Source organism: Pseudomonas sp. R4-84 (assembly GCF_054130985.1).
Genome location: NZ_CP096390.1, coordinates 3,937,780 through 3,959,054 on the forward strand (window position 1 = coordinate 3,937,780; position 21,275 = coordinate 3,959,054).

The window sequence follows — 21,275 nt, forward strand, 5'->3', positions numbered from 1 at the left end:
AAATCCCCTGGAAAAACGTTTAAGGCAAGAGCCGATCCGGCAACAGGCGCATCAGCTGCGTATCGAACCAGGCCGCGAAGGCCGGCGAAGGTGCTGCGTCCACCGCCAGGTACCACCAGTCGGGCGCGGCGAAGGCACGGCACTTGACCGCGTCCTTTTCCGTCATGACCACCGGCAGGGACGGCGTAAAACTCAACGCCTGGGCACTGTATTCGGCATGATCGGCAAACCCGTGCGGTATTGGCCGCCAGTGTAGCGTTTCAAGGGTCGTGAAGAAACGCTGCGGATTGCCGATGCCGGCCACGGCGTGCAGGGCCTGGCCGGGTGGAAAATGATCGAGGGGGCGCCGTTCGCCGCTGGCCAGGTTGACCAGCAGGGTGGGTTGGAGCTGGAAGGCGAAGCCGTCCTCGCGATCAGCGCTGGCGCCGTTGAACAGTACGGCGTCGACCGATTGCAGGCGCTCGGCCGGCTCGCGCAGCGGACCGGCAGGCAGGCAACGCCGGTTGCCCAGGCCCCGGGCATTGTCGATCAATACCAGTTCAAGGTCCCGCGCCAGGCGATAATGCTGCATGCCATCGTCGGACAGGATCAGATCCAGCGGCTCGGTTTCCAACAAAGCCCGGACAGCGCGACTGCGATCGGGATCGATCATCAATGGCACGCCGGTGCGCTGGACGATCAGCAGCGGCTCGTCGCCCGCGACGTCGGCGCCCTGGTCCGCCGCGACCCGCCAGGGAACTTGCGGCGGCTTGGCGCCGTAGCCCCGGCTGACCACGCCGACCCGCAGGCCACTGCGCCGGCAATGCTCGATCATCCACAGAATCAGCGGCGTCTTGCCAGTGCCGCCAACGGTGATATTGCCAACCACGATCAGCGGCACGGGCGGCTGGTAGACCTCACCCTCGCCTGCCAGGAAACGCTCGCGTTTGCCGACCACGACGCGTCGGTACAGCCATTCAAGTGGCCGCAGTAGCGCGAGGGCGGGATGCCCTTCATACCAGGCGGCAAGCAATCGATCGGACATGGCCATCAGGGTGCGGGCGCCGCCTCGACGGTGGTCATGCGCAGATGGCTGAAGCCGAGCTTGCCGGCGGCGTCCATGGCGGTGATGACCGATTGATGAGGCGTCTTGCCGTCGGCGCTGATGGAGAGTGGCAGGCTGGTATCGCCGCCGGACTCCCTCTGCAGGGCCTCGATCAGGCTCGCCAGGTCACTTTTGGGCAACAGATTGTTGTTGACCGAGAACGTCCCTTCGGCGCTGATGGTGACCTCCAGGTTCTTCAGTTGCTGGTCTTCGGCCGGCGAGCCACTGACGGCCTGCGGCAATTCGACCTTGAGCTGGGTCTCCCGGGTAAACGTGGTGGTCACGACGAAAAACAGCAGCAGGATGAATACCACGTCGATCAGCGACGCGAGATTGATCTCGATGTTTTCCCGAGGTTTGCGGCGGAATTTCACTTCTTGCCCCCGGCCAGGTCCACATCGCGGTCGCCCTGCACCACCTCGACCAACTTGATGGCTTCCTGCTCCATGCCCACCACCAACTCATCGACGCGACGTTGCAGAAAACGATGGAAAAATACCGAGGGGATTCCCACCATCAAACCGGCTGCGGTGGTGATCAACGCCTTGGAAATGCCACCGGCCAGCACCGATGCATTGGTTGTCATGCCGGTCCCGGTAAATGCACTGAAAATATCGATCATGCCCAGCACCGTGCCCAGCAATCCCAGCAACGGGGCCATGGCGGCAATGGTTCCCAAGGCATTGAGATAGCGCTCCAACTCATGGATGACCCGGGCAGCCGCCTCTTCGATGCACTCCTTCATGATCTCGCGGCCATGCTTGGAGTTCGCCAGGCCCGCCGCAAGGATTTCGCCCAGCGGCGAACTGGCACGCAACTCCTTGAGCTTGTCCTTGTTCAACTGCTTGTCCTTGATCCAGACCCAGACCTGCCCGAGCAGATGCTCCGGGGTCACGCGGCTGACCCGCAGGGTCCACAGGCGTTCGGCAACGATTCCCAATGCCGCGATGGAACTCAGAATGATCGGCAACATCATCCAGCCGCCGGATTTGACCAATTCCCACACAGTGACTGCCCCCTCGAAAAAGTGCGCCACTTTATCATACAGACGCGCGGTGCAGACCCGTGCCGCCGACAACACGACCATGACTGACGAGCTGGGTCAATGTTCTGTCCAAGCCCCCGCGGCCAGCCGGTCACGCCAGTAACGCCGAACACCTGCCTGGGTGCGCGCCGGCGCGAAGGCGCCCAGTTGCAGACGAATGGCGCCCTGCTCGGCGCTGTCGAAAATCGACAGGCCCAACCTCCTGTATCGCTCGATCACCCAGGGGTGCGGATGGCCGAACGCGTTGCTCCGCCCCCTGGATATCAACACCGAATGAGGTTTGAGCCGCGCCAGCAGCGCCATCGACGATGAGCTGCGGCTGCCATGGTGCGGTGCCGCCAGCCATTGGATCGGTCCCGGCAAGGGACCTTCGAGCAAGGCGCGCTCGGCGTGGGTATCGATGTCGCCGGTCAACAGCAGTCGCTCCTCGCCCGCCATGATCAGCAAGACACAGGATTTCTGATTGCTTTCGACAGCTGAATCCCAGCGCCAGAGCTCGAACCTGACCCCGTCCCATGCCCAGCTCTCGCCGCTATCGCATGAACCCGCCTGCAAATCCCCGGGCAGCGCTTGCGGATCACCGCTGATGACCCGAGTCGTTGGCAATCGGTTGCGCACGGCCTGGGCTCCGCCGGCGTGATCGGCATCGGCGTGGCTAAGCAACAGAAGGTCGATCTTTTCCACACCAAGCTTGTGCAAGGTCGGCACGACCACGCGCTCGCCTGAATCCGCCTCGCCAAAGCGCGGCCCTGCGTCGTAGAGCAAGGTGTGCCGATGGGTGCGCACCAGGATCGCCAACCCCTGGCCGACGTCCAATTGCCAGACTTCCGCTTGGCCCGGAGGCACTTCGTCCCTGGGAGGAAAAACCATCAGCAACAACATCGGCCATCCGAGGAGGCGTAGGGGCACGCCCTCGGGCAGCAACAACAGCAGAGCACCGGTCGCTGCAATGCACCACGCCCACAGCGGTATGGCGAGAGGCACCCAGGCCGGCACTTGCCCGGCAGCCAAGCCGAGCCCATTGAACAGCAGATCGAGCAGCCCGCCGGCGATCCAGAGCAGGCTTTCACCGACGAAGGGGACCGGCAACAACGCCGTGCCAAGCAGTGCCGAGGGCAACACCAACAGGCTGATCCAGGGTACCGCCAGCAGGTTGATCAAAGGACCGCTGAGGCTGACCGGCAGTCCCAGGATCAATAACAGCGGGCACAGCCCCAGGGCAATGAACCACTGGGCGCGGGTCCACGTCTGCCACCAGCGCCACGGCCCCAGGCGACCGCCAACAGTGAACATCAATATCGCCACCGCAGCGAACGACAACCAGAAGCCTGGCCGCAGGCTGGCCAGCGGATCCAGCACCAGCACCCCGACGAACGCCGCCATCCAGGCCCACCAGGGTTGAGCCTGGCGGAAACGCAAGCGCCACAACAGCACCAGGCCAATCATTGCGCAGGCCCGTCGCACCGGCACATCGAACCCGGCGAGCAGGCCGTACCCCAGGGCCGCGGCAAATGCCAGGGCGCACGCCCAGGGCAACCACGGCAAACGCGCCGGCCAGACGCCATAACGCGCCGCCCCCGCCACCAGCAGATAGACCAGGCCGGCAAGCAGGCCAATATGCTGCCCGGAAATCACCAGCAGATGGACGGTGCCGGTGTCTTGCAGCACCCGCCATTCTTCGCGGCTCAACCCGGCGCCGTCGCCGAGGATCAACGCCAGCAGCGCACCGGAACGGCCCTGGGCATCGACCTTTGCCAGTGCCTGGCGCACCCCATCGCGCCAGGCGCCCTTGGCCGGTTGTAGCAGCGAACCATCCTTGACGGTGCCGGTCGCACCGATCCCCCTGCTCAACAGCCAGGCCTCATAGTCGAAGCCATGGGGATTGAGCAACCCCGCGGGTCGCTTGAGTTTCACCGCCAGGCGCCACGTCTCTCCACTACTGACCAGCGGCCCGCCATACCAGGCCAGGCGCATCGACGCCGGCAAACGCGTACGCCGGGAATGCGCATCGGCGAGCTCGAAACGCACGACGCCATCACCCTGTTGCGGCAAACCGACGACCCGCCCCTCGACCCAGCGAGTCTCACCCTCCAGCGCGACGGACAACCGATCGTCCAATGCGAGCTGTGCGCAAAAACAGGCCCAGGCCAGCCCGATGAAGAACAAGCCTGCCCAGTACGTACGGGTCGGCAACACCAACAACGCCGCCACAGTCATGGCTGCAATCAACCAGGACGGCGGCAAGGCCGGTAGAAAAATCGGGGCCAGCAGCCCCAGTGCAAGCGCGACCATTGCCGTGCGCATAAGCCCATCCTTGAGAGTTCCCTCTCCAGGCTTAGACGCTCAATGGCACCCTGCGCGTTATCAATTGTCACAAAGTCTGAATCTGTCAGTCGTAGAATCCGGACATACTTGCGGCCTGACTGCTGTGATCCGACCGAGAAGCCTTATGCCCCGGCGCCTATTCAAACGTTACATGCCTGACCCAGCGAGCATTCGGGAACACAAATCCTTACGCTTTCTCGGTACGCTGCTGCACGACCCCAACCTTTGGCACCTCAATCGCCATTCGGTCGCCCGGGCGATGGCCGTCGGCCTGTTCGCCGCTTTCTTGCCCATTCCCCTGCAAATGCTGCTGGCCGCGGCGCTGGCCATCACGGTTCGCGGCAACATTCCGATTGCCGTGAGCCTGGTCTGGCTGACCAACCCCATCACCATGCCGGCGGTGTTCTTCTGCACTTATCAAACCGGCGCCTGGCTGATGGATGTGCCAGCCCGGACGTTGCCGGACGAATTGACCTGGGAGTGGATCACCCACCAGCTGGCGACGTTGTGGCAGCCGTTTCTGTTGGGTTCGGTGGTGACTGGGTTGGTGCTTGGGGCGCTGGCATATTTCGTGACGATGGCGTACTGGCGCTGGTGGGTTACCAGACAATGGAGGCGGCGCAAGCGGAGTCGGATGTGATGATTTTGGGGTGTGTGTATTCACGCACCCCAAAAAAACGAAGAACCCAAGACAATCTCAGGTACGCATTCCCCGCCCACTCACCAGCAACCGCGCGCACCCCACGTAAAGCACCACGGTCGCCACCAGCATGAAGGTGATCGCGATACTGATGCGAATGTCCGACACCCCAAGGATCCCGTAGCGAAACGCGTTGACCATATGCAACACCGGGTTGGCCAGCGATACGGTCTGCCAGAACGGGGGCAGCAAGGAGATCGAATAGAACACCCCACCCAGGTAGGTCAGCGGCGTCAGTACGAAGGTCGGGATGATGGAGATGTCGTCGAAGTTGCGCGCAAACACGGCATTGATGAAACCCAGCAGCGAAAAGATCGTAGCCGTCAGCACCACCACCAGGATCGTCACGCCCAGGTGATGCACCTGCAGGTCGGTGAAGAACAGCGACAGCAGGGTCACGATCAGGCCCACCGCCAATCCTCGCAACACACCGCCCAAGGCAAACCCGATCAGGATCGTATGGGGCGAAACCGGTGAGACCATCAGTTCTTCGATCGAACGCTGGAATTTGCTGCCGAAGAAACTCGACACGACGTTGCCGTAGGAGTTGGTGATCACCGACATCATGATCAGCCCCGGCACGATGTAGTCCATGTACGTAAAGCCGCCCATGTCGCCGATCTGCCGGCCGATCAGGTTACCGAAGATCACAAAGTACAAAACCATCGTGATGGCCGGGGGCAGCAAGGTCTGCGGCCAGATCCGCATGAAGCGTCGGACTTCGCGATAAACGATCGTATTGAGGGCGATCAGGTTGGGGCGCAGTTCCGAACTCATACCGCCACCTTCGCCAGGTTTTTTTCCACCAGGGACACGAACAACTCCTCAAGGCGATTGGTCTTGTTGCGCAGGCTCAGCACTTCGATGTTTTGCAGGGCCAGCTGGGTGAACAGCCCGGTAATGCCGACGGATTTGTCGACCTGGACTTCCAGGGTGTGGCCGTCCAGCAGCCGGGCCGGATAGCCTACGAGCTGAGGGGTGACGCTCAAGTCATGCTTGAGATCCAGCAAAAAGGTTTCCACGTGCAATTGGCTCAGCAACTGCCGCATGCTGGTGTTCTCGACGATAGTGCCGTGGTCGATGATGCCGATATTGCGGCACAGCTGCTCGGCTTCTTCCAGATAATGCGTCGTGAGGATAATGGTGATGCCTTTCTGGTTCAGCTCGGTCAGGAAGGTCCACATCGAACGGCGCAGTTCGATGTCCACGCCCGCGGTCGGTTCATCGAGGATCAGCAGGCGCGGTTCATGCACCAGCGCGCGCGCAATCATCAAACGTCGCTTCATGCCACCGGACAACGAACGGGACGGCACGTCGCGCTTGTCCCACAAGCCCAGTTGGGTCAGGTACTGTTCGGCGCGCTCGTTGGCAATCTTCGGTGGGATGCCGTAGTAGCCGGCCTGGGTCACGACGATGTCGAAGGTCTTTTCGAACTGGTTGAAATTGAATTCCTGAGGCACCACGCCGATGCAGCGCTTGAGCGCGGCGGGCGCGCGGTCCAGGTCGTGGCCGAAGACATTGACCGTGCCGCTGGTCTTGTTCACCAGAGTGGAAAGAATGCCGATGGTCGTGGATTTTCCTGCCCCGTTCGGGCCAAGCAAGGCGAAGAAATCACCTTCGGCGACGTCCAGATCGATACCACTCAGGGCCTGGAAACCGTTGCCGTAGGTTTTGGTTAACTGCCGTATGGACAGAGCGGAACTCATATCGGATTACGCACCAAGAAGGGGAAGAAGAACACTAGATAAGGGCGCACGGCGAGCAATGCAACCATGGCGCACGAAGGCAATGGTGCGTGGCGTCGCCGCACAAGTACAGTGAAGTGTGTCGATAGTAACTATTAAGTCAACGCGGTCATGACAGCTTTCTGATAGGCCGAACGCTGCCTGAGCCGTGCATACCAGGCTTGGAGGTTCGGCAGCGCGGCGCGCTCTATGGGCATCTCGAACCAGGCATAAATGAAACTGCCGAGGGGAATGTCGCCCATGCCGATTTCATCACCGCCAAGGTAAGGCTGTTCGGCCAGGGCCTGGTCGACCATCGCCAGCAGGTCGTCGCACTCCTTGATCGCCGCCTTGATGGCAACCCAGTCCTGCTGCTCGGGCGGGGTGCGCAGGACGCCCCAGAATACCGTGCGAAACGGGGCCGCGAAGCTGGACGTGGTCCAGTCCATCCACTTCTCTGCCTTGGCCCGGGCCTGGACATCGTCGGGGTACCAAGCCGAACCCGATGCATGACGAGCGGCCAGGTAGCGAACGATGGTATTCGACTCCCAGAGCACGAAGCCTTCGTCTTCCAGCATCGGAACCCGACCGTTGGGGTTCTTGGCGCGGTACTGCGGCGTGTCCACCACACCGAAGGCCCCGCCGGCATCGATGGCCTCGTAGGCCAGTCCCAGTTCCTCGGCACACCACAACGCCTTTCGAACATTCGATGAGTTCTTCCGGCCCCAAATCTTCAGCATCTCGGCTTCCTCAAAGGATAAATGCCGCAGCAGCATACGCCGGATGAGGAACGGCTCAAATCATTACCCGCCACGGAGCCGACGCGCGCTGTCGACCCAGCCGGGGCCGACACGGCATTTGCGCCAAACAATGGCGTTTTCTCACGCTGGCAACGAACGATTTCCCACGGTTGTTGCCAACCAGACTGGCGCGATACGTCGAGGGTTTCCCACGAAATCAATCACATCGCGCCGACTGCCGGTTTTGCAGGGGCCGTCTAAGCTCTGAAGGTCGGTTTTGCCTTGGTTCACGGAGGATCACTTATGCTGTTGTTGTGGATACTGGTTCTGGTCGTCGGGGTAGCCTGGCTGGCGCATCGTCGCACCGCCCCGCTACCGGCGCTGGGCATCGTCGCCGTCTACTTGCTGGTGATGGGCACCGCCAGCCATGCACCCGGCTGGCTGATGCTCGTTCTCTGGCTGGTGCTCGCCGCCATCGCGGCACCGCTGCTGCTACCGGACCTGCGCCGCAAATACTTCAGCGCGCCGATGTTCGACTGGTTCCAGAAAACCCTGCCGCCCATGTCCCAGACCGAGCGCGACGCCATCGACGCTGGCACGGTATGGTGGGATGGCGAGCTTTTCAGTGGACGGCCAGACTGGGACACGCTGCTGGCTTACCCCAAGGTTCGTCTGACCGACGAGGAGCAGGCGTTCCTCGACGGCCCTACCGAAGCGCTTTGTGCGATGGTCAGCGACTGGCAGATCGGCCAGGCGATGGACCTGCCGCCCGAAGCGTGGGCACACATCAAGGAGCATGGTTTTTTCGCCCTGATCATTCCCAAGGAATACGGTGGCAAGGGGTTCTCCGCCTATGCCCACTCCCAGGTGGCAATGAAGCTCGCCACCCGCAGCGGCGACCTGGCTTCCACCGTCATGGTCCCCAATTCCCTCGGCCCCGCGGAACTGTTGCTGCATTACGGCACCGACGAACAACGCAACCATTACCTGCCGCGACTGGCCCGTGGCGACGACATCCCCTGCTTCGCGCTGACCGGCCCACTGGCCGGGTCCGACGCCGGGGCGATGCCCGACACCGGGATCATCTGCAAAGGCGAGTGGCAAGGCGAGGAAACCCTTGGCCTGCGCCTGAACTGGGAAAAGCGCTACATCACCCTAGGCCCGGTCGCCACCCTCCTCGGCCTGGCCTTCAAGGCCTATGACCCGGACCACTTGCTGGGCGACGAAGAAGACCTGGGAATCAGCCTGGCGCTGATCCCCACCGACACGCCCGGCGTTCAGATCGGCCGTCGCCATCTGCCCCTCGGCGCCGCCTTCATGAACGGGCCGAACTGGGGCAAGGATGTCTTCATCCCGCTGGACTTTCTGATCGGCGGCCAGGCCATGCTCGGCAAGGGCTGGATGATGCTGATGAACTGCCTGTCGGTCGGGCGCTCGATTTCATTGCCCGCGGTCGGTACCGGCGCGGCGAAGTTCACCAGCCTGGTCACCGGCCAGTACACCCAGGTGCGTGAACAATTCAACGTGCCGTTGTCGGCCTTCGAAGGCATCCAGGAAGCCATGGCGCGCATCGGTGGCAATGCCTGGCTGATGGACGCCGCGCGCATGCTGACGGCCAACGCGGTGGACCTCGGCGAAAAACCTTCGGTGCTGTCGGCGATCCTCAAGTACCACCTGACCGAACGTGGCCGCGAATGCATCAGCCACGCCATGGACGTTCACGGCGGCAAAGGCATCATCATGGGTCCTAACAACTACCTGGGACGCAGTTGGCAAGGCGCGCCGATTTTCATCACGGTCGAAGGCGCGAATATCCTGTCGCGCAACCTGATGATCTTCGGCCAGGGTGCCATCCGCTGCCATCCGTTCGTGCTCAAGGAAATGGCCCTGGCCACCCGCGAGGACAAAGACCAGGCATTGCTCGAATTCGACGCACTGCTGCTCAAGCACATCGGTTTCGCGGTCAGCAATGCCGCCAGTACCTTGGTGCTGAATCTCGGCCTGGGGCATTTCGATAACGTGCCAGGCAACGCCTTGAGCCAAGGCTATTTCCGCGCCCTCAACCGGCAAGCGGCGGCATTTGCCTTGCTGGCGGACCTGAGCATGATGTTGCTGGGTGGTGAGCTCAAGCGCCGCGAGCGCTTGTCTGCCCGATTGGGTGATGTGTTGAGCAACCTTTACCTGGCCTCGGCTGCACTCAAGCGCTACCACGATCTCGATTCGCCGGATCATATGGCGCCACTGTTCCAGTGGGCCATGGAAGAAAGCCTGGGTCAGTCGGAGCGGGCGTTGGACGAGCTGCTGGCCAACTTCCCAAGCCGGCTGCTGGGCTGCCTGTTGCGTGTGGTGGTGTTTCCTTTCGGCCGGCGTCATAAAGGTCCGAGCGACCGGCTCGATGCCGAGGTGGCAGCGGTTATCGGTCGCGCCAAGGGCGATCCGACTTTGGAGGAGTTGCTTCAAGGCTGCTATCGCCCACAGTCACAGGATGATCCTGTCGGTGCGCTGCAATACGCCGCCGACCTGCTGGCCACCGCCCATCCACTGCACAAGAAGTTGCACTCGGCACTGAAGCAGGGTCAGCTCGACCCGGCACCTGGAGAGCCCCTTATCGATGCAGCGCTCGAAGCGGGCGTGCTGAATGCAACTGAAGCGCAGACCCTGCGAGCCGCTGAAACGGCACGCCGCAAGGTCATCGACGTGGACGACTTCGACCCGCAAGCGCTGACGCTCACTGAGGACAAAGTCCGTTGATCCGGACGACCAGCATGTAAAAGCGGGCGCAGGCGCTTTATACTCCTGCGCCCGTTTTGCTCTTGAGGACTTATCTCGTGTCCAACGTCGTTGCCGATCACCTCGTCTTGCTTGACCACTTGCGCAGCATCCTGGTCGCCGTGGGTGAGGCCGAACAGGTGCCCGAAGAAAGCCATGCGCTGTTTCTGGAACGCTTTGATGATTTGCGCGCGCAGTTGCCGGTCGATCCGATCGAAAGCCAATACCTGGGCCAGGACCTCTTGTGCCAAGTGATCGTCCGATATCCACAGATTGCCCACTTGGTGCCTCGCGACCTGCTGTGGTACTTCGGCGGCGATTGCCTTCACTACATGCCCGACGAAGAAATCAACCTGTACCAGGCCTTGGAGGAACGTCGGTTCGAAGCTGAGCAGAACGACGAGCCCTTCGATTGGAACCAGGAAAAACAATTGCTGGCGATGTCGGACCAGGACAGCAAACACTGATCGCAGCCAGTAAAAAAAAGGCCCGCACGGCTTACACCTTGCGGGCTTTTTCTTTGCTGTGGAGCAGCGCAACCCAGCCCGATCGCTGAGTCATCGCGGCTCGCGACCGCCTGGAGGGCTAGGAGACTTTTTATAGGCGCATAAAAAAACGCCGCTCGAATGAGCGGCGTTTTTTTGAATTTGGAGCGGGAAACGAGACTCGAACTCGCGACCCCGACCTTGGCAAGGTCGTGCTCTACCAACTGAGCTATTCCCGCAAATGGCGTCCCCTAGGGGACTCGAACCCCTGTTACCGCCGTGAAAGGGCGGTGTCCTAGGCCACTAGACGAAGGGGACACACTAACTGGAACACATGGTGTGTATTCCAGTGCCCAAATCCGCATCCTAAGATGTCGGCTCTGGCTTCACTCAGCCCTGCCCGAAAGCAACGCTGTTTAAAATTGGAGCGGGAAACGAGACTCGAACTCGCGACCCCGACCTTGGCAAGGTCGTGCTCTACCAACTGAGCTATTCCCGCATTGGCGTCCCCTAGGGGACTCGAACCCCTGTTACCGCCGTGAAAGGGCGGTGTCCTAGGCCACTAGACGAAGGGGACACACGTACAACATTCACTGCTTATCGCGTTTGGCTAGGTGCTTTACGCTGTAAGTGGCGCGCATTCTATGGATGGATTGGAGGGTCGTCAACCCCCAGATATAAATTTATTTAAATCAATGACTTCCCCCGCTTTGAAGCGGCTTCGCGAATTTTGTCCGCCCGGTCTCTGACGCCTATATTCTGTCACCCGCCAAGGCGCTATAGTCGCACCAGGCAAATAGTGGCAATGTGCATCTACTACGCTGTAGGCCCTATAAACAGCACGACGCCCGTCTAATCGCGTCGCTCGGGCCTATGCGCTTAAAAGCCAAGCCACTACACTCATGACATGCGTTCCCCATTAAAGAGGTCTTACCGGTGACACCACTCATGATCACCCTGCTCGTCGTAGCCGGGATCGCACTGTTGATCGCCATTGGCTACATGAACCATGTGGTGGAAAACAACAAGCTGGAAAAGGCCCGCACCAAGGTCGAGCTCAACGACCGCCTGCGTCGTTGTGGCGAGCTCACCGAAACCTTCCCCGGCCAGTTGATGACCCCTGCCCTGAAGCTGTTGATCACGCGTCTTGAGCTGAACGTCTGCCAGCGCCTGCTGAATCTCGACAAGTCCAACGCTCAGGTCAAGGCACGCCTGGACGAACTGACTGCACTGGCCGCCCAGGGTGAATCGATTCCGGTCAACAACCCGCCGGCGCCGATCCAGACCGAAGCGAAGGCCAAGGATGTTCGGTTCCTGCTCGAGGCCTTGCACGGCCAGATCACCCGCGCGGCCCAGGACGGTTTCCTACCGCCCAACGAGGCCAAGCGCTGGGTTCGCGAGGTCCGGCACATTCTGGTGCTGCTGCACATCGAATTCTTCAACAACCTCGGCCAGCAGGCGCTGCAGCAGGAACAGCCTGGGCAGGCTCGCCTGGCGTTCGAGCGTGGTGTCCAGTATTTGCGCAAGCAGCAGGAACCGCAGGTCTATGCTGAACAGCTGGCTTATCTGGAAAAGCTTCTGGCTCGGGCCAATGCCCAGGTCCTGGCGAGCACTCAGCCTGTGGAGGGTGAGGTGAACCAGTTGACCGAGGGGTTGAAGGAAGACGAAGCGAACGACGAGTGGAAGAAAAAGAAGGTCTACGACTGAGGCTGGGATGCGGAGCGGGATGGGGTGAGAAGGTTGGAACGTGCTGGCCTCTTCGCGGACAAGCCCGCTCCTACAGGATTTGCGGCGACATGAACCTTGTGTTCACCGGACATCCCACGTGGGGGCCAGCTTGCTGGCGATAGTGGCAGCAACAGCTCCCCAACTCACAACTTGAAATGCCCCACCATTCCTTTCAACTCAACGCCCAACTGCGCCAGTTCAACGCTGGAGGCAGCATTACCCTGCATGGCCACGGATGATTGATCGGCGCTGGCGCGGATGCTGGTGACGCTGCGGTTGATTTCTTCGGCCACGGAGCTTTGTTGTTCGGCGGCCGCTGCGATCTGCTGGTTCATTTGCTGGATCAACGACACCGCCGCCGCGATGCTGCCTAGCGCGCTTTCGGTCTGCAATGCATCGCTGACCGCCATTTTTACCAGCTCGCCACTGCTCTGGATTTGCTGTACGGACGCTTGAGCAGCAGAGCGTAGCGCGCTGACCAGGCGCTCGATTTCCTCGGTGGACTGTTGCGTGCGCCTGGCCAGGGCCCGCACTTCATCGGCCACCACCGCAAACCCCCTGCCCTGTTCGCCAGCCCGCGCCGCCTCGATAGCTGCGTTGAGCGCCAACAGATTGGTTTGCTCGGCGACACTCTTGATCACGCTCAGCACGGTGCCGATGTTTTGTATCTCGGCGCTCAGGCTTTCGATGCTGGTGCTCGCCATGGTCGCCGAGTCAGCCAGTTGCTCGATACGGACCATGCTCTGGCGCACGACCTGCTGGCCGCTTTCGACTTTATCATCAGCCGTTTGGGCCGCTTGCGCCGCCTCCTCCGCATTGCGGGCTACATCGTGAACCGTGGCAGTCATCTGGTTCATCGCCGTGGCCACTTGCTCGGTTTCTTCCTTCTGGCTGCTGACTTCCAGGTTGGTCTGTTCAGTGACGGACGACAGCGACTGGGCGGAGCTGGCCAGTTGGTCGATGCCAGCCTGCAAACCGCTGACGATACTGCTCAAGCCGGCACCCATCTGTTGCATCGCCAACATCAGCTGGCCAATCTCATCCCGGCGCATCACTTCGACCTTGGCGCTCAGGTCCCCGGCGGCGATCCGCTGGGCGACACGGATCACACTGCGCAGCGGGGCGACGATCAACCGGGTAATCACCCAGGCCGCGATCAATCCAACCAGCAGCGCCAAAGCCGACGAGCCGATGATCATCAACGAATTTTTCTTAAGTTCCGCCTGCATGGCACTGTCTTCGGCGCTGTAGGCCTGGTCGACCCGCGCCATCACCTGATCGGCGCGCTCATGCAATTGCTGGTAGACGATCTTTTCCTTGGTCAGCAGCGCGGTGTATTCCGCAAGTTGCTGGTTGAACCCGCCGATGTGCCCGGCGACCTCGTTGAGTACGGTCTGGTAACCCGGGTCCTTGACCGCGCCCTTGAGCGCTTCCGCCAACTTCATGGCCTGCTCGGCCTGTTCGATATTGCCCTGCCCGGCAGCCTCATCACTGCCTTTACGGCTTTGGTCCAACCGAACGCGCGCTTCGTTCATCGACTGCAGCATAAGTCGCGACACTTCGCTGACCTGGTTGGCCTGCTCGATGAACTCTGCACCCTCCTTGCCCTCGGAATCCTTCAAGGTATAGGCGCCATCATCGGCGAGTCCGGCCTGCAATACATCCAGGTTGTTGGCGACACTGGACACCGACCAGCTGGCCATTTCCAGCGCCAGGTCCTTGCTCTGGCTCAGCCCGACGAACTCATCGAAGGCCTTGCGATACGCCGTCAGCGCCTGCTCCACCTCATTCATCACCGCCGCATTGCCGTCTGACCGTGTCCTGAGGTCGTTCGCCAGGGCCAGCAAGCCATCGACCCCCTGTCGCAGGGCATCGGCGGACTTGGGGTCTGAACGCAAGGCAAATTCCTGCTCCAGCAGCCGGACCTTGAGCAACCGGCTGTTGAGGGATGACATCTGCTTCAAGCCGTCGAAGCGATGACTGATGGTTTGCAGGGACCAGACGCCAATGGCCGCCACTACTGCGGTAAGCAGCAGCACCAGGACAAAGCCGATACCCAATTTCTTTGCCATACCCAGGTTGGCAAAACGTCCTTGCACGGCCGAAATCATTGCGCCCAGTCCTCTGCCGGTGTGTGTTGATTGCAGATTCGCAACGAGACGCCCCGCAACACAAGATGCTGGCGTCGGAATAATGGCAAAAAGCTACAGCCGCGTCGTTTTCAGGACATTTGAGGTCGATCCAGAGCCGTGGCCCGGAAGAAAGCCAAGGCCCTGGGATCCCGGGCATAGGCGACGTTGACCCGCAGCCAATCCGTCTCGGCACCCGATGGGCTGAACGCCGTGCGGGATGACAACTGAATGCCGCACCGCCTGGCCAGACGCTGTACCTCAGCATAGTCACACAGCGGCGGACGCGCCCAGATGAACAGGCCTCCCGCCGGTTTGCCGAATACTTTCCAGTCGGCATCCTCCAAAAGCTGCAACGCCACCGCCATGTCGGCATTGAGGCGCTGGCGCTGGCGCTGGACCAGCTTGCGATAGGCGCCATTGGCCAGGAGGCTGGCCAGCACGGACTCGGCGAATCGGGAACCGCCCCGGCAAGTGATCTCCTTGATCTCGCCCAGACGCGCGATGACGGAGGGCGCCGCCACCATGAACCCAACGCGTAAAGAGCTGCTCAAGGTCTTGGAGAAGCTGCCCAGGTAGACCACGTCGGTATCCAGCGCCGCCAATCGGGCCCGCGTTGGCCCCTGGAAATCGGCGTAGACATCATCTTCGATGACCAGCATCGCGTGCTCTTGCGCCAGTTGCAGCAGACGCTGGGCCACCGCCGGCGCCAGGCTGCTGCCGGTTGGGTTGTGGCAGGCGCTGTTGACGAAAATAGCGCTGGGTCGATGAACCGCCAGCAGGCGTTGAAGGGCGTCGACGTCCGGGCCACGGGGTGTCCTGGGCAGCTCGATCATGTCTATCTTGTGCAGCCTGAGCAGGTCGAACAGCTTCGAGTAACCGGGGCTCTCCACCACCACGCAGCAGCCCGGTCGCAGAAGCGTGCGCACGATCAGGTCGAGCCCGTGGGTAGCGCCCAGGGTGGTCAGGATGCGTTTTTCATCGGCATCGATATCGAACTGTTTCAATCGCCTGGACAGCTGCTCACGCAGGGCTGGCAGTCCCAGTGGCGTGCTGTAGTTGAACAACCCCGCCATGTCAGTGCGAGTCACCTGACGTATCGCATACCCCAGGTCATCACTTTCGCGCCAGCTTTCAGGCAGCCCGCCGCCGCCCAGCTTCAGCGCTTGATACATAACGCCTGCCGGGGCGTCATGATCGGCCAATACACCTTGCAGCCAGCCATGGGCCAAGGCTTCTTCCGTTGCGCAAGCGGCCGGAGCCACGACAAAACTCGAACCGTGGCGCGACGCCAGCAAGCCCTGGGCGACCAAACGCTGGCAGGCTTCATGGACGCTCGCCTGACTCAGCAGGTTCTCCCGTGCCAGCTGGCGGATCGATGGCAGGCGAGTCCCCGGCTCCACCGCGCCCTGTCGAATCCAGCAGGCCAACGCATCGACAATTTGCTGCACGACGGGCACCAGGGCCTGCCGGTCGATTCTCAACTCCATGAGTAACCAAGCTCCTAAGCGTTTGTTTTATTTCCACAAACAGTTAAGCACAGGGCGATGCTGGGCGATGTAAGAGAACACGCAAAAACGGCTGATTCTCATTTCTTGAAATACAATGGCAAAACCATCAGGGGAACCTTTGCCCTCCAAAGAAAAACCCGCAACCAGTGCGGGCTTTGTCCTGCAGCGAGAAAAGCGCTTGTCGGTATCAGATTGCCGTAGCCCCCCCATCCACCGCCAACGCCTGGCCCGTAGTGAATGCCGCGCCGTCGCAGCACAAATACAACACGGCGCTGGCGATTTCCTCGACCTTGCCGATTCTGCCCACCGGATGCATCGAGTTGGCGTATTCGCCTTTTCTCGGGTCCGCCTCATAGGCCCGACGGAACATGTCTGTATCGATCACCGCCGGGCACACCGCATTAACGCGGATTTTCTTCTTGGCATATTCAATCGCCGCAGACTTGGTCAAGCCGATCACCGCATGCTTGGACGCCGCGTAGATGCTCATCTTTGGCGCCGCCCCAAGCCCTGCCACCGAGGCCGTATTGACGATCGCGCCGCCGCCCTGGGCAAGCAGCAAGGGCAGTTGGTATTTCATGCACAACCAGACGCCTTTAACGTTGACGCCCATGATCGCGTCGAACTCATCCAGCGTCCCGTCAGCCAGTTTGCCCTTTTCGATTTCGATGCCCGCGTTATTGAATGCGTAATCGAGGCGACCGTAGGCGCCGATGACTTCATTCATGAGATTTTGCACGTCGCTGTCCAGTGTCACGTCGCAGCGCACGAACACAGCCTCGCCACCCGCATCGCGAATCAACTGCACCGTGCCTTCGCCACCCGCGACGTCCAGGTCGGCGACGACTACCTTCAGGTGCTGTGCTGCGAACGCCTGGGCCGTGGCGCGACCAATGCCCGCCGCGCCGCCCGTCACCACGGCAACCTGTCCGGAAAACGTCATGCTCATCGTCAATGCCTCGAAGAATTACCGTTGTCGCTGCAATATAGCCATCCATCGCTTCGGTGCGGCAGCACTATCCAACCGCCGGTTGGCGTCGCATGAACGCCAGTGATAACGATACCCGGCGGATTATCACTGGGTTGGATCGATGTGCATTCGCTGTATCGGCAAACCTTGCAGCGAAGGCTCCAAGCGTCTATCAACAAGGCTTCATTCATCTTAAGTGCCTGTCATGACCGCCCTGACCAACCGCCAGTTCCTGCTCGCCAAACGCCCGGTGGGCGCCGCTACCCGTGAGACGTTCACTTATCAACAAGTCCCGGTCGGCGAGCCGGCACCCGGCCAGATCCTGGTCAAGAACGAGTACCTGTCCCTGGACCCGGCCATGCGTGGCTGGATGAATGAGGGAAAATCGTACATCCCGCCGGTCGGCATTGGTGAGGTCATGCGCGCCTTGGGCGTAGGCCAGGTCGTCGCCTCGAATAACCCCGGATACGCGGTAGGCGACTACGTGAACGGTGCCTTGGGTGTGCAGGATTATTTCCTCGGCGAGCCGCGAGGCTTCTACAAAGTCGATCCGAAACTGGCGCCGCTGCCACGTTATCTGTCAGCGCTGGGCATGACGGGCATGACCGCCTATTTCGCTCTGTTGGATGTCGGCGCACCGAAGGCCGGCGAAACCGTGGTCCTGTCCGGTGCCGCCGGGGCGGTAGGCAGCATTGCCGGGCAAATTGCCAAGATCAAAGGCTGTCGCGTGGTCGGCATCGCTGGCGGCGCCGACAAATGCAAATTCCTGATCGATGAGCTGGGCTTCGACGGTGCCATCGATTACAAGAGTGAAGACGTTCACGCCGGCCTGAAGCGCGAATGCCCCAAAGGCGTGGATGTGTATTTCGATAACGTTGGCGGCGACATTCTCGATGCGGTGCTCAGCCGTTTGAACCTCAAGGCCCGCGTGGTGATCTGCGGCGCCATCAGCCAATACAACAACAAAGAAGCGGTCAAGGGCCCGGCCAACTACCTGTCGCTGTTGGTCAACCGCGCGCGGATGGAAGGGTTCGTGGTCATGGACTATGCCTCGCAGTTCGCCGCCGCCGGGCAGGAAATGGCCGGCTGGATGGCCAAGGGGCAGCTCAAGAGCAAGGAAGACATCGTCGAAGGGCTGGAGACATTCCCCGAGACGCTGACCAAATTGTTCAGTGGTGAGAATTTTGGGAAGTTGGTGTTGAAGGTCTGAGGCACATCACTGTGAGTGGCCGACGCAAAACAACTGTGGGAGCAAGCTCGCTCCCACAGGGACCCGCGTAGTTGGGTCAGGCCAGCTCCGCCACTACCGCCGCCAGCGCCTTGGCCGGATCGGCTGCCTGGCTGATCGGCCGGCCGATCACCAGGTAGTCGGAGCCAGCGTCCAGTGCCTGGCGCGGGGTCAGGATGCGGCGCTGGTCGTCCTGGGCACTGCCCGCCGGGCGAATGCCCGGGGTCACCAGTTGCAACGAGGGGTGGGCCGTTTTCAGGGCGTTGGCCTCCAGGGCCGAGCAAACCAGGCCGTCCATTCCCGCCTTTTGCGCCAGCGCCGCCAGGCGCAGCACTTGCTCCTGGGGCTCGATGTCCAGGCCGATGCCCGCCAGGTCTTCACGCTCCATGCTGGTCAGCACGGTCACGCCGATCAGCAACGGCTTGGGGCCGTTGCGCTGGTCCAGCACTTCACGACAGGCAGCCATCATGCGCAGGCCACCGGAGCAATGCACATTGACCATCCACACGCCCATTTCCGCAGCGGCCTTGACGGCCATGGCGGTGGTATTGGGGATATCGTGGAACTTGAGGTCCAGGAACACTTCGAAACCCTTGTCCCGCAAGGTTCCGACGATTTCCGACGCGCAGCTGGTGAACAGCTCCTTGCCGACCTTGACCCGGCAGAGCTTGGGGTCCAACTGGTCGGCCAGCTTCAGGGCGGCGTCACGGGTAGGAAAATCCAGGGCGACGATGATAGGCGTCTGGCAGGCGGACATGGATGAGCTCTCAGGCAAGTCGAAATCGGCGCGCATTGTAGCGGAACCAGCGCCCTAGCGGGACCCGATGATCGGCAAATCATTGATCGGCCCTACCGTCATGTGTGTCAACGCCGATACATTCATGACATGCGCATAACACGACGGAACGCTACCCTCAGCCGCCGAACGCCGCTCTTTCAACGCTTCACGGCCCACCGCCGCGAAGCTTATGCTCACCCCACACCCCCGCCGCCTTCTTTCGGTTGGCAGCCCCAATGGCAGATGATGCATCTCATGCAGTACACCCCTGAAGCAAATTCTGGCGATCAGAAAGTGTCCGACGACGACAGGCGCTGGAGCACCCGCGCGCTGATCGTCGATGACGACGTACCGATCCGCGAGCTGCTGATCGACTACCTGGGCCGCTTCGGCATTCGCGCCAGTGGCGTAACCGATGGCGCGGCCATGCGCCAGGCGATGCAGGCCGAACACTTCGACGTGATCGTGCTGGACCTGATGCTGCCGGGCGAAGACGGCTTGCAACTGTGCCGCTGGCTGCGCGCCGAGTCGAATATTCCAATCCTGATGCTGACGGCCCGCTGCGAACCCACCGACCGCATCATCGGCCTGGAGTTGGGCGCGGATGATTACATGGCCAAACCTTTTGAACCCCGGGAGCTGGTGGCGCGAATCCAGACCATCCTGCGCCGGGTGCGCGACGATCGCAGCGAGCAGCGCGCCAACATTCGCTTCGATAGCTGGCGGCTCAACAGCGTGCTGCGCCAACTGGTTTCCGCCAACGGGCTGGTAGTGCCCCTCTCCAACGCAGAATTCCGCCTGTTGTGGGTGTTCATCGAGCGACCACGCCGAGTGCTCAGCCGTGAACAATTGCTGGACGCCGCGCGCGGTCGCTCGATCGAGGCCTTCGACCGCAGTATCGATCTGCTGGTCTCGCGCTTGCGCCAGAAACTGGGGGACGATCCGAAGGCTCCGCAGTTGATCAAGACCGTGCGCGGTGAAGGCTACCTGTTCGATGCGCGGGATATCGGTTGATGCGCCTGCGCTTCGATTCCCTGTTTGGCCGCCTGTTCGGCGTGCTGCTGGTGGCGATCGTGCTGGCGCACCTGCTGGCCTTCGCCTGGTTTTTTCATTACGACAAGCCACCTCCCGGGCCGCCCCCGGAATTTTCCCATCAAACCGCAGGTCCCTCGCACTCCGGCCCGCCACCCGGCCCACGCCCCCGGTTTGGCGGGCCTGTGGTGCCCCTGACGTTTCAATTTGTGTTCCTGATCGTTGCGGCCTGGTACGGCGCCAAGCTGTTGACTCGGCCCATCCAGCGACTGAGCGACGCCGCCCAACGGCTGAGCGAGGACCTCCATAGCCCGCCATTGGAAGAGAACGGTCCGCGGGAGGCCCGCCAAGCCGCCCATACGTTCAACCTGATGCAACAACGGATCCGAGAGCAGGTGCAGCAACGCTCGCGCATGCTTGGCGCGGTATCCCATGATCTGCGCACCCCACTTGCGCGACTCAAACTGCGCCTGGAGCAGATCAACGACCCCCGGTTGCAGGATCAGATGCGTCAAGACCTGGACGATATGATCGGCATGCTCGACGCGACCCTGACCTATCTCCACGAACAACGCACCAGCGAAGCGTTGCAATGGATGGACGTGCAGGCGCTGGTTGAATCATTAAGCGAAAACGCCCAGGACCACGGCGCCAATGTGCATGCCAGCGGTACCTGCGCGCCCTTGCGGGTGCAACCGATGGCACTGCGTTCATGCATCAACAACCTCATCGACAATGCCGTGCGTTACGCGGGCGACGCATCGATCGTGCTGGACGATCAGCAGCACCAGTTGCTGATCCGGGTGATTGACCACGGCCCCGGCATCGCGGCGGACAAGCGCGAAGCGGTATTCGAGCCATTCTTTCGCCTGGAGGGTTCGCGCAACCGCAACTCGGGAGGCGTCGGCCTGGGCATGACCATCGCCCGGGAGGCCGCCGAACGCCTGGGCGGGCACTTGAGCCTGGAGGAAACACCCGGCGGCGGGTTGACGGCGGTGATTCGCGTGCCCCGCGTGGCCTGAACCGC

The 21,275-nt window shown here is 61.5% G+C and carries 18 protein-coding genes, 4 tRNA genes and 1 pseudogene; 7 read left to right on the forward strand and 16 right to left on the reverse strand.

Features of this window, described 5'->3' with window-relative positions; genetic code table 11:
* Nucleotides 1-19: 19 nt before the first annotated feature.
* The 4 genes from lpxK to M1D68_RS17925 form a co-directional block, all read right to left on the reverse strand.
* Nucleotides 20-1,030: a tetraacyldisaccharide 4'-kinase gene (gene lpxK / locus M1D68_RS17910; RefSeq protein ID WP_457967983.1), complete on the reverse strand. Its 1,011-nt coding sequence runs from the start codon at nucleotides 1,028-1,030 to the stop codon at nucleotides 20-22.
* On the reverse strand, nucleotides 1,030-1,458 hold the full coding sequence (locus M1D68_RS17915) for an ExbD/TolR family protein (protein WP_420766895.1): 429 nt from the start codon (nucleotides 1,456-1,458) through the stop codon (nucleotides 1,030-1,032). Before M1D68_RS17915 ends, lpxK begins: the two co-directional genes overlap by 1 nt.
* Nucleotides 1,455-2,090, reverse strand: coding sequence for a MotA/TolQ/ExbB proton channel family protein (locus tag M1D68_RS17920; RefSeq protein ID WP_420766996.1), 636 nt, complete (start codon nucleotides 2,088-2,090; stop codon nucleotides 1,455-1,457). The genes M1D68_RS17915 and M1D68_RS17920 overlap by 4 nt, the downstream gene beginning before the upstream one ends.
* A gap of 96 nt (nucleotides 2,091-2,186) precedes the next feature.
* Nucleotides 2,187-4,433, reverse strand: a complete 2,247-nt coding sequence (locus M1D68_RS17925) for a DNA internalization-related competence protein ComEC/Rec2 (protein ID WP_457967984.1) — start codon at nucleotides 4,431-4,433, stop codon at nucleotides 2,187-2,189.
* A gap of 145 nt (nucleotides 4,434-4,578) precedes the next feature.
* Between M1D68_RS17925 and M1D68_RS17930 the strand changes: the two genes are divergently transcribed.
* Nucleotides 4,579-5,094, forward strand: a complete 516-nt coding sequence (locus tag M1D68_RS17930; protein WP_420766897.1) for a DUF2062 domain-containing protein — start codon at nucleotides 4,579-4,581, stop codon at nucleotides 5,092-5,094.
* A 57-nt stretch (nucleotides 5,095-5,151) separates the two neighbouring features.
* Here M1D68_RS17930 and M1D68_RS17935 read toward each other — a convergent pair whose 3' ends face one another.
* From M1D68_RS17935 to M1D68_RS17945, 3 genes are all read right to left on the reverse strand, one after another.
* Nucleotides 5,152-5,931 carry an ABC transporter permease gene (locus tag M1D68_RS17935; protein WP_420766898.1) on the reverse strand — a complete coding sequence of 260 codons (780 nt, stop codon included), beginning with the start codon at nucleotides 5,929-5,931 and terminating at the stop codon, nucleotides 5,152-5,154.
* Nucleotides 5,928-6,860: an ABC transporter ATP-binding protein gene (locus M1D68_RS17940; RefSeq protein ID WP_434607138.1), complete on the reverse strand. Its 933-nt coding sequence runs from the start codon at nucleotides 6,858-6,860 to the stop codon at nucleotides 5,928-5,930. The genes M1D68_RS17935 and M1D68_RS17940 overlap by 4 nt, the downstream gene beginning before the upstream one ends.
* Before the next feature lie 134 nt (nucleotides 6,861-6,994).
* Nucleotides 6,995-7,618: a glutathione S-transferase family protein gene (locus M1D68_RS17945; RefSeq protein WP_457967985.1), complete on the reverse strand. Its 624-nt coding sequence runs from the start codon at nucleotides 7,616-7,618 to the stop codon at nucleotides 6,995-6,997.
* A gap of 303 nt (nucleotides 7,619-7,921) precedes the next feature.
* On the opposite strand from M1D68_RS17945, the gene M1D68_RS17950 reads away from it, so the two are divergent.
* Nucleotides 7,922-10,369 carry an acyl-CoA dehydrogenase gene (locus M1D68_RS17950; protein ID WP_457967986.1) on the forward strand — a complete coding sequence of 816 codons (2,448 nt, stop codon included), beginning with the start codon at nucleotides 7,922-7,924 and terminating at the stop codon, nucleotides 10,367-10,369.
* A gap of 77 nt (nucleotides 10,370-10,446) precedes the next feature.
* Nucleotides 10,447-10,854: a PA2817 family protein gene (locus tag M1D68_RS17955; protein ID WP_420766902.1), complete on the forward strand. Its 408-nt coding sequence runs from the start codon at nucleotides 10,447-10,449 to the stop codon at nucleotides 10,852-10,854.
* A 181-nt stretch (nucleotides 10,855-11,035) separates the two neighbouring features.
* Here M1D68_RS17955 and M1D68_RS17960 read toward each other — a convergent pair.
* The 4 genes from M1D68_RS17960 to M1D68_RS17975 all read right to left on the reverse strand — a co-directional run bounded on the left by M1D68_RS17960 (nucleotide 11,036) and on the right by M1D68_RS17975 (nucleotide 11,449).
* Nucleotides 11,036-11,111: transfer RNA gene (locus tag M1D68_RS17960), tRNA-Gly, on the reverse strand.
* 3 nt (nucleotides 11,112-11,114) lie between these two features.
* Nucleotides 11,115-11,190, reverse strand: a tRNA-Glu gene (locus tag M1D68_RS17965).
* A gap of 105 nt (nucleotides 11,191-11,295) precedes the next feature.
* Nucleotides 11,296-11,371, reverse strand: a tRNA-Gly gene (locus M1D68_RS17970).
* 2 nt (nucleotides 11,372-11,373) lie between these two features.
* Nucleotides 11,374-11,449 (reverse strand) — tRNA-Glu (locus M1D68_RS17975).
* 371 nt (nucleotides 11,450-11,820) lie between these two features.
* Between M1D68_RS17975 and M1D68_RS17980 the strand changes: the two genes are divergently transcribed.
* Entirely contained in the window at nucleotides 11,821-12,579 is a 759-nt protein-coding gene (locus M1D68_RS17980; RefSeq protein WP_434560042.1) for a VHS/ENTH/ANTH domain-containing protein, read from the forward strand.
* Between the two features lie 164 nt (nucleotides 12,580-12,743).
* Here the strand turns inward: M1D68_RS17980 and M1D68_RS17985 are convergent, their stop codons facing one another.
* The 4 genes and pseudogenes from M1D68_RS17985 to M1D68_RS18000 form a co-directional block, all read right to left on the reverse strand.
* Nucleotides 12,744-13,652, reverse strand: coding sequence for a methyl-accepting chemotaxis protein (locus tag M1D68_RS17985; RefSeq protein WP_434564132.1), 909 nt, complete (start codon nucleotides 13,650-13,652; stop codon nucleotides 12,744-12,746).
* Nucleotides 13,653-14,711 (reverse strand): annotated as a pseudogene (locus M1D68_RS17990) (HAMP domain-containing protein); the annotation flags it as partial.
* Nucleotides 14,712-14,821: 110 nt separating this feature from the next.
* The gene (locus tag M1D68_RS17995) at nucleotides 14,822-16,219 is read right to left on the reverse strand and encodes an aminotransferase-like domain-containing protein (protein WP_434627756.1); all 1,398 of its coding nucleotides are present in this window, start codon (nucleotides 16,217-16,219) and stop codon (nucleotides 14,822-14,824) included.
* 208 nt (nucleotides 16,220-16,427) lie between these two features.
* Nucleotides 16,428-17,189, reverse strand: a complete 762-nt coding sequence (locus M1D68_RS18000) for an SDR family oxidoreductase (protein ID WP_420766905.1) — start codon at nucleotides 17,187-17,189, stop codon at nucleotides 16,428-16,430.
* 226 nt (nucleotides 17,190-17,415) lie between these two features.
* Between M1D68_RS18000 and M1D68_RS18005 the strand changes: the two genes are divergently transcribed.
* Nucleotides 17,416-18,420 (forward strand): NADP-dependent oxidoreductase, encoded by a 1,005-nt coding sequence (locus M1D68_RS18005; protein ID WP_420766906.1) that lies wholly within the window; start codon nucleotides 17,416-17,418, stop codon nucleotides 18,418-18,420.
* A 76-nt stretch (nucleotides 18,421-18,496) separates the two neighbouring features.
* On the opposite strand, the gene pyrF is transcribed toward M1D68_RS18005, so the two are convergent.
* On the reverse strand, nucleotides 18,497-19,195 hold the full coding sequence (gene pyrF, locus M1D68_RS18010) for an orotidine-5'-phosphate decarboxylase (RefSeq protein WP_420766907.1): 699 nt from the start codon (nucleotides 19,193-19,195) through the stop codon (nucleotides 18,497-18,499).
* Between the two features lie 276 nt (nucleotides 19,196-19,471).
* Here pyrF and M1D68_RS18015 point away from each other — a divergent pair, with 276 nt between their 5' ends.
* Complete coding sequence (locus M1D68_RS18015; protein WP_434648572.1) at nucleotides 19,472-20,230, forward strand: response regulator; 759 nt, start codon at nucleotides 19,472-19,474, stop codon at nucleotides 20,228-20,230.
* On the forward strand, nucleotides 20,230-21,270 hold the full coding sequence (locus tag M1D68_RS18020; RefSeq protein WP_434560046.1) for a sensor histidine kinase: 1,041 nt from the start codon (nucleotides 20,230-20,232) through the stop codon (nucleotides 21,268-21,270). The genes M1D68_RS18015 and M1D68_RS18020 overlap by 1 nt, the downstream gene beginning before the upstream one ends.
* The last annotated feature ends 5 nt before the right edge of the window (nucleotides 21,271-21,275 follow it).

Coding starts and splice junctions, on each gene's coding strand:
- lpxK (WP_457967983.1), bottom strand. CDS start 1,030: ATGGCCATGTCCGATCGATTGCTTGCCGCCTGGTATGAAGGGCATCCC.
- M1D68_RS17925 (WP_457967984.1), bottom strand. CDS start 4,433: ATGCGCACGGCAATGGTCGCGCTTGCACTGGGGCTGCTGGCCCCGATT.
- M1D68_RS17930 (WP_420766897.1), top strand. CDS start 4,579: ATGCCCCGGCGCCTATTCAAACGTTACATGCCTGACCCAGCGAGCATT.
- M1D68_RS17935 (WP_420766898.1), bottom strand. CDS start 5,931: ATGAGTTCGGAACTGCGCCCCAACCTGATCGCCCTCAATACGATCGTT.
- M1D68_RS17940 (WP_434607138.1), bottom strand. CDS start 6,860: ATGAGTTCCGCTCTGTCCATACGGCAGTTAACCAAAACCTACGGCAAC.
- M1D68_RS17945 (WP_457967985.1), bottom strand. CDS start 7,618: ATGCTGAAGATTTGGGGCCGGAAGAACTCATCGAATGTTCGAAAGGCG.
- M1D68_RS17950 (WP_457967986.1), top strand. CDS start 7,922: ATGCTGTTGTTGTGGATACTGGTTCTGGTCGTCGGGGTAGCCTGGCTG.
- M1D68_RS17980 (WP_434560042.1), top strand. CDS start 11,821: ATGATCACCCTGCTCGTCGTAGCCGGGATCGCACTGTTGATCGCCATT.
- M1D68_RS17985 (WP_434564132.1), bottom strand. CDS start 13,652: ATGCGCCGGGATGAGATTGGCCAGCTGATGTTGGCGATGCAACAGATG.
- M1D68_RS17995 (WP_434627756.1), bottom strand. CDS start 16,219: ATGGAGTTGAGAATCGACCGGCAGGCCCTGGTGCCCGTCGTGCAGCAA.
- M1D68_RS18000 (WP_420766905.1), bottom strand. CDS start 17,189: ATGAGCATGACGTTTTCCGGACAGGTTGCCGTGGTGACGGGCGGCGCG.
- M1D68_RS18005 (WP_420766906.1), top strand. CDS start 17,416: ATGACCGCCCTGACCAACCGCCAGTTCCTGCTCGCCAAACGCCCGGTG.
- pyrF (WP_420766907.1), bottom strand. CDS start 19,195: ATGTCCGCCTGCCAGACGCCTATCATCGTCGCCCTGGATTTTCCTACC.
- M1D68_RS18015 (WP_434648572.1), top strand. CDS start 19,472: ATGCAGTACACCCCTGAAGCAAATTCTGGCGATCAGAAAGTGTCCGAC.
- M1D68_RS18020 (WP_434560046.1), top strand. CDS start 20,230: ATGCGCCTGCGCTTCGATTCCCTGTTTGGCCGCCTGTTCGGCGTGCTG.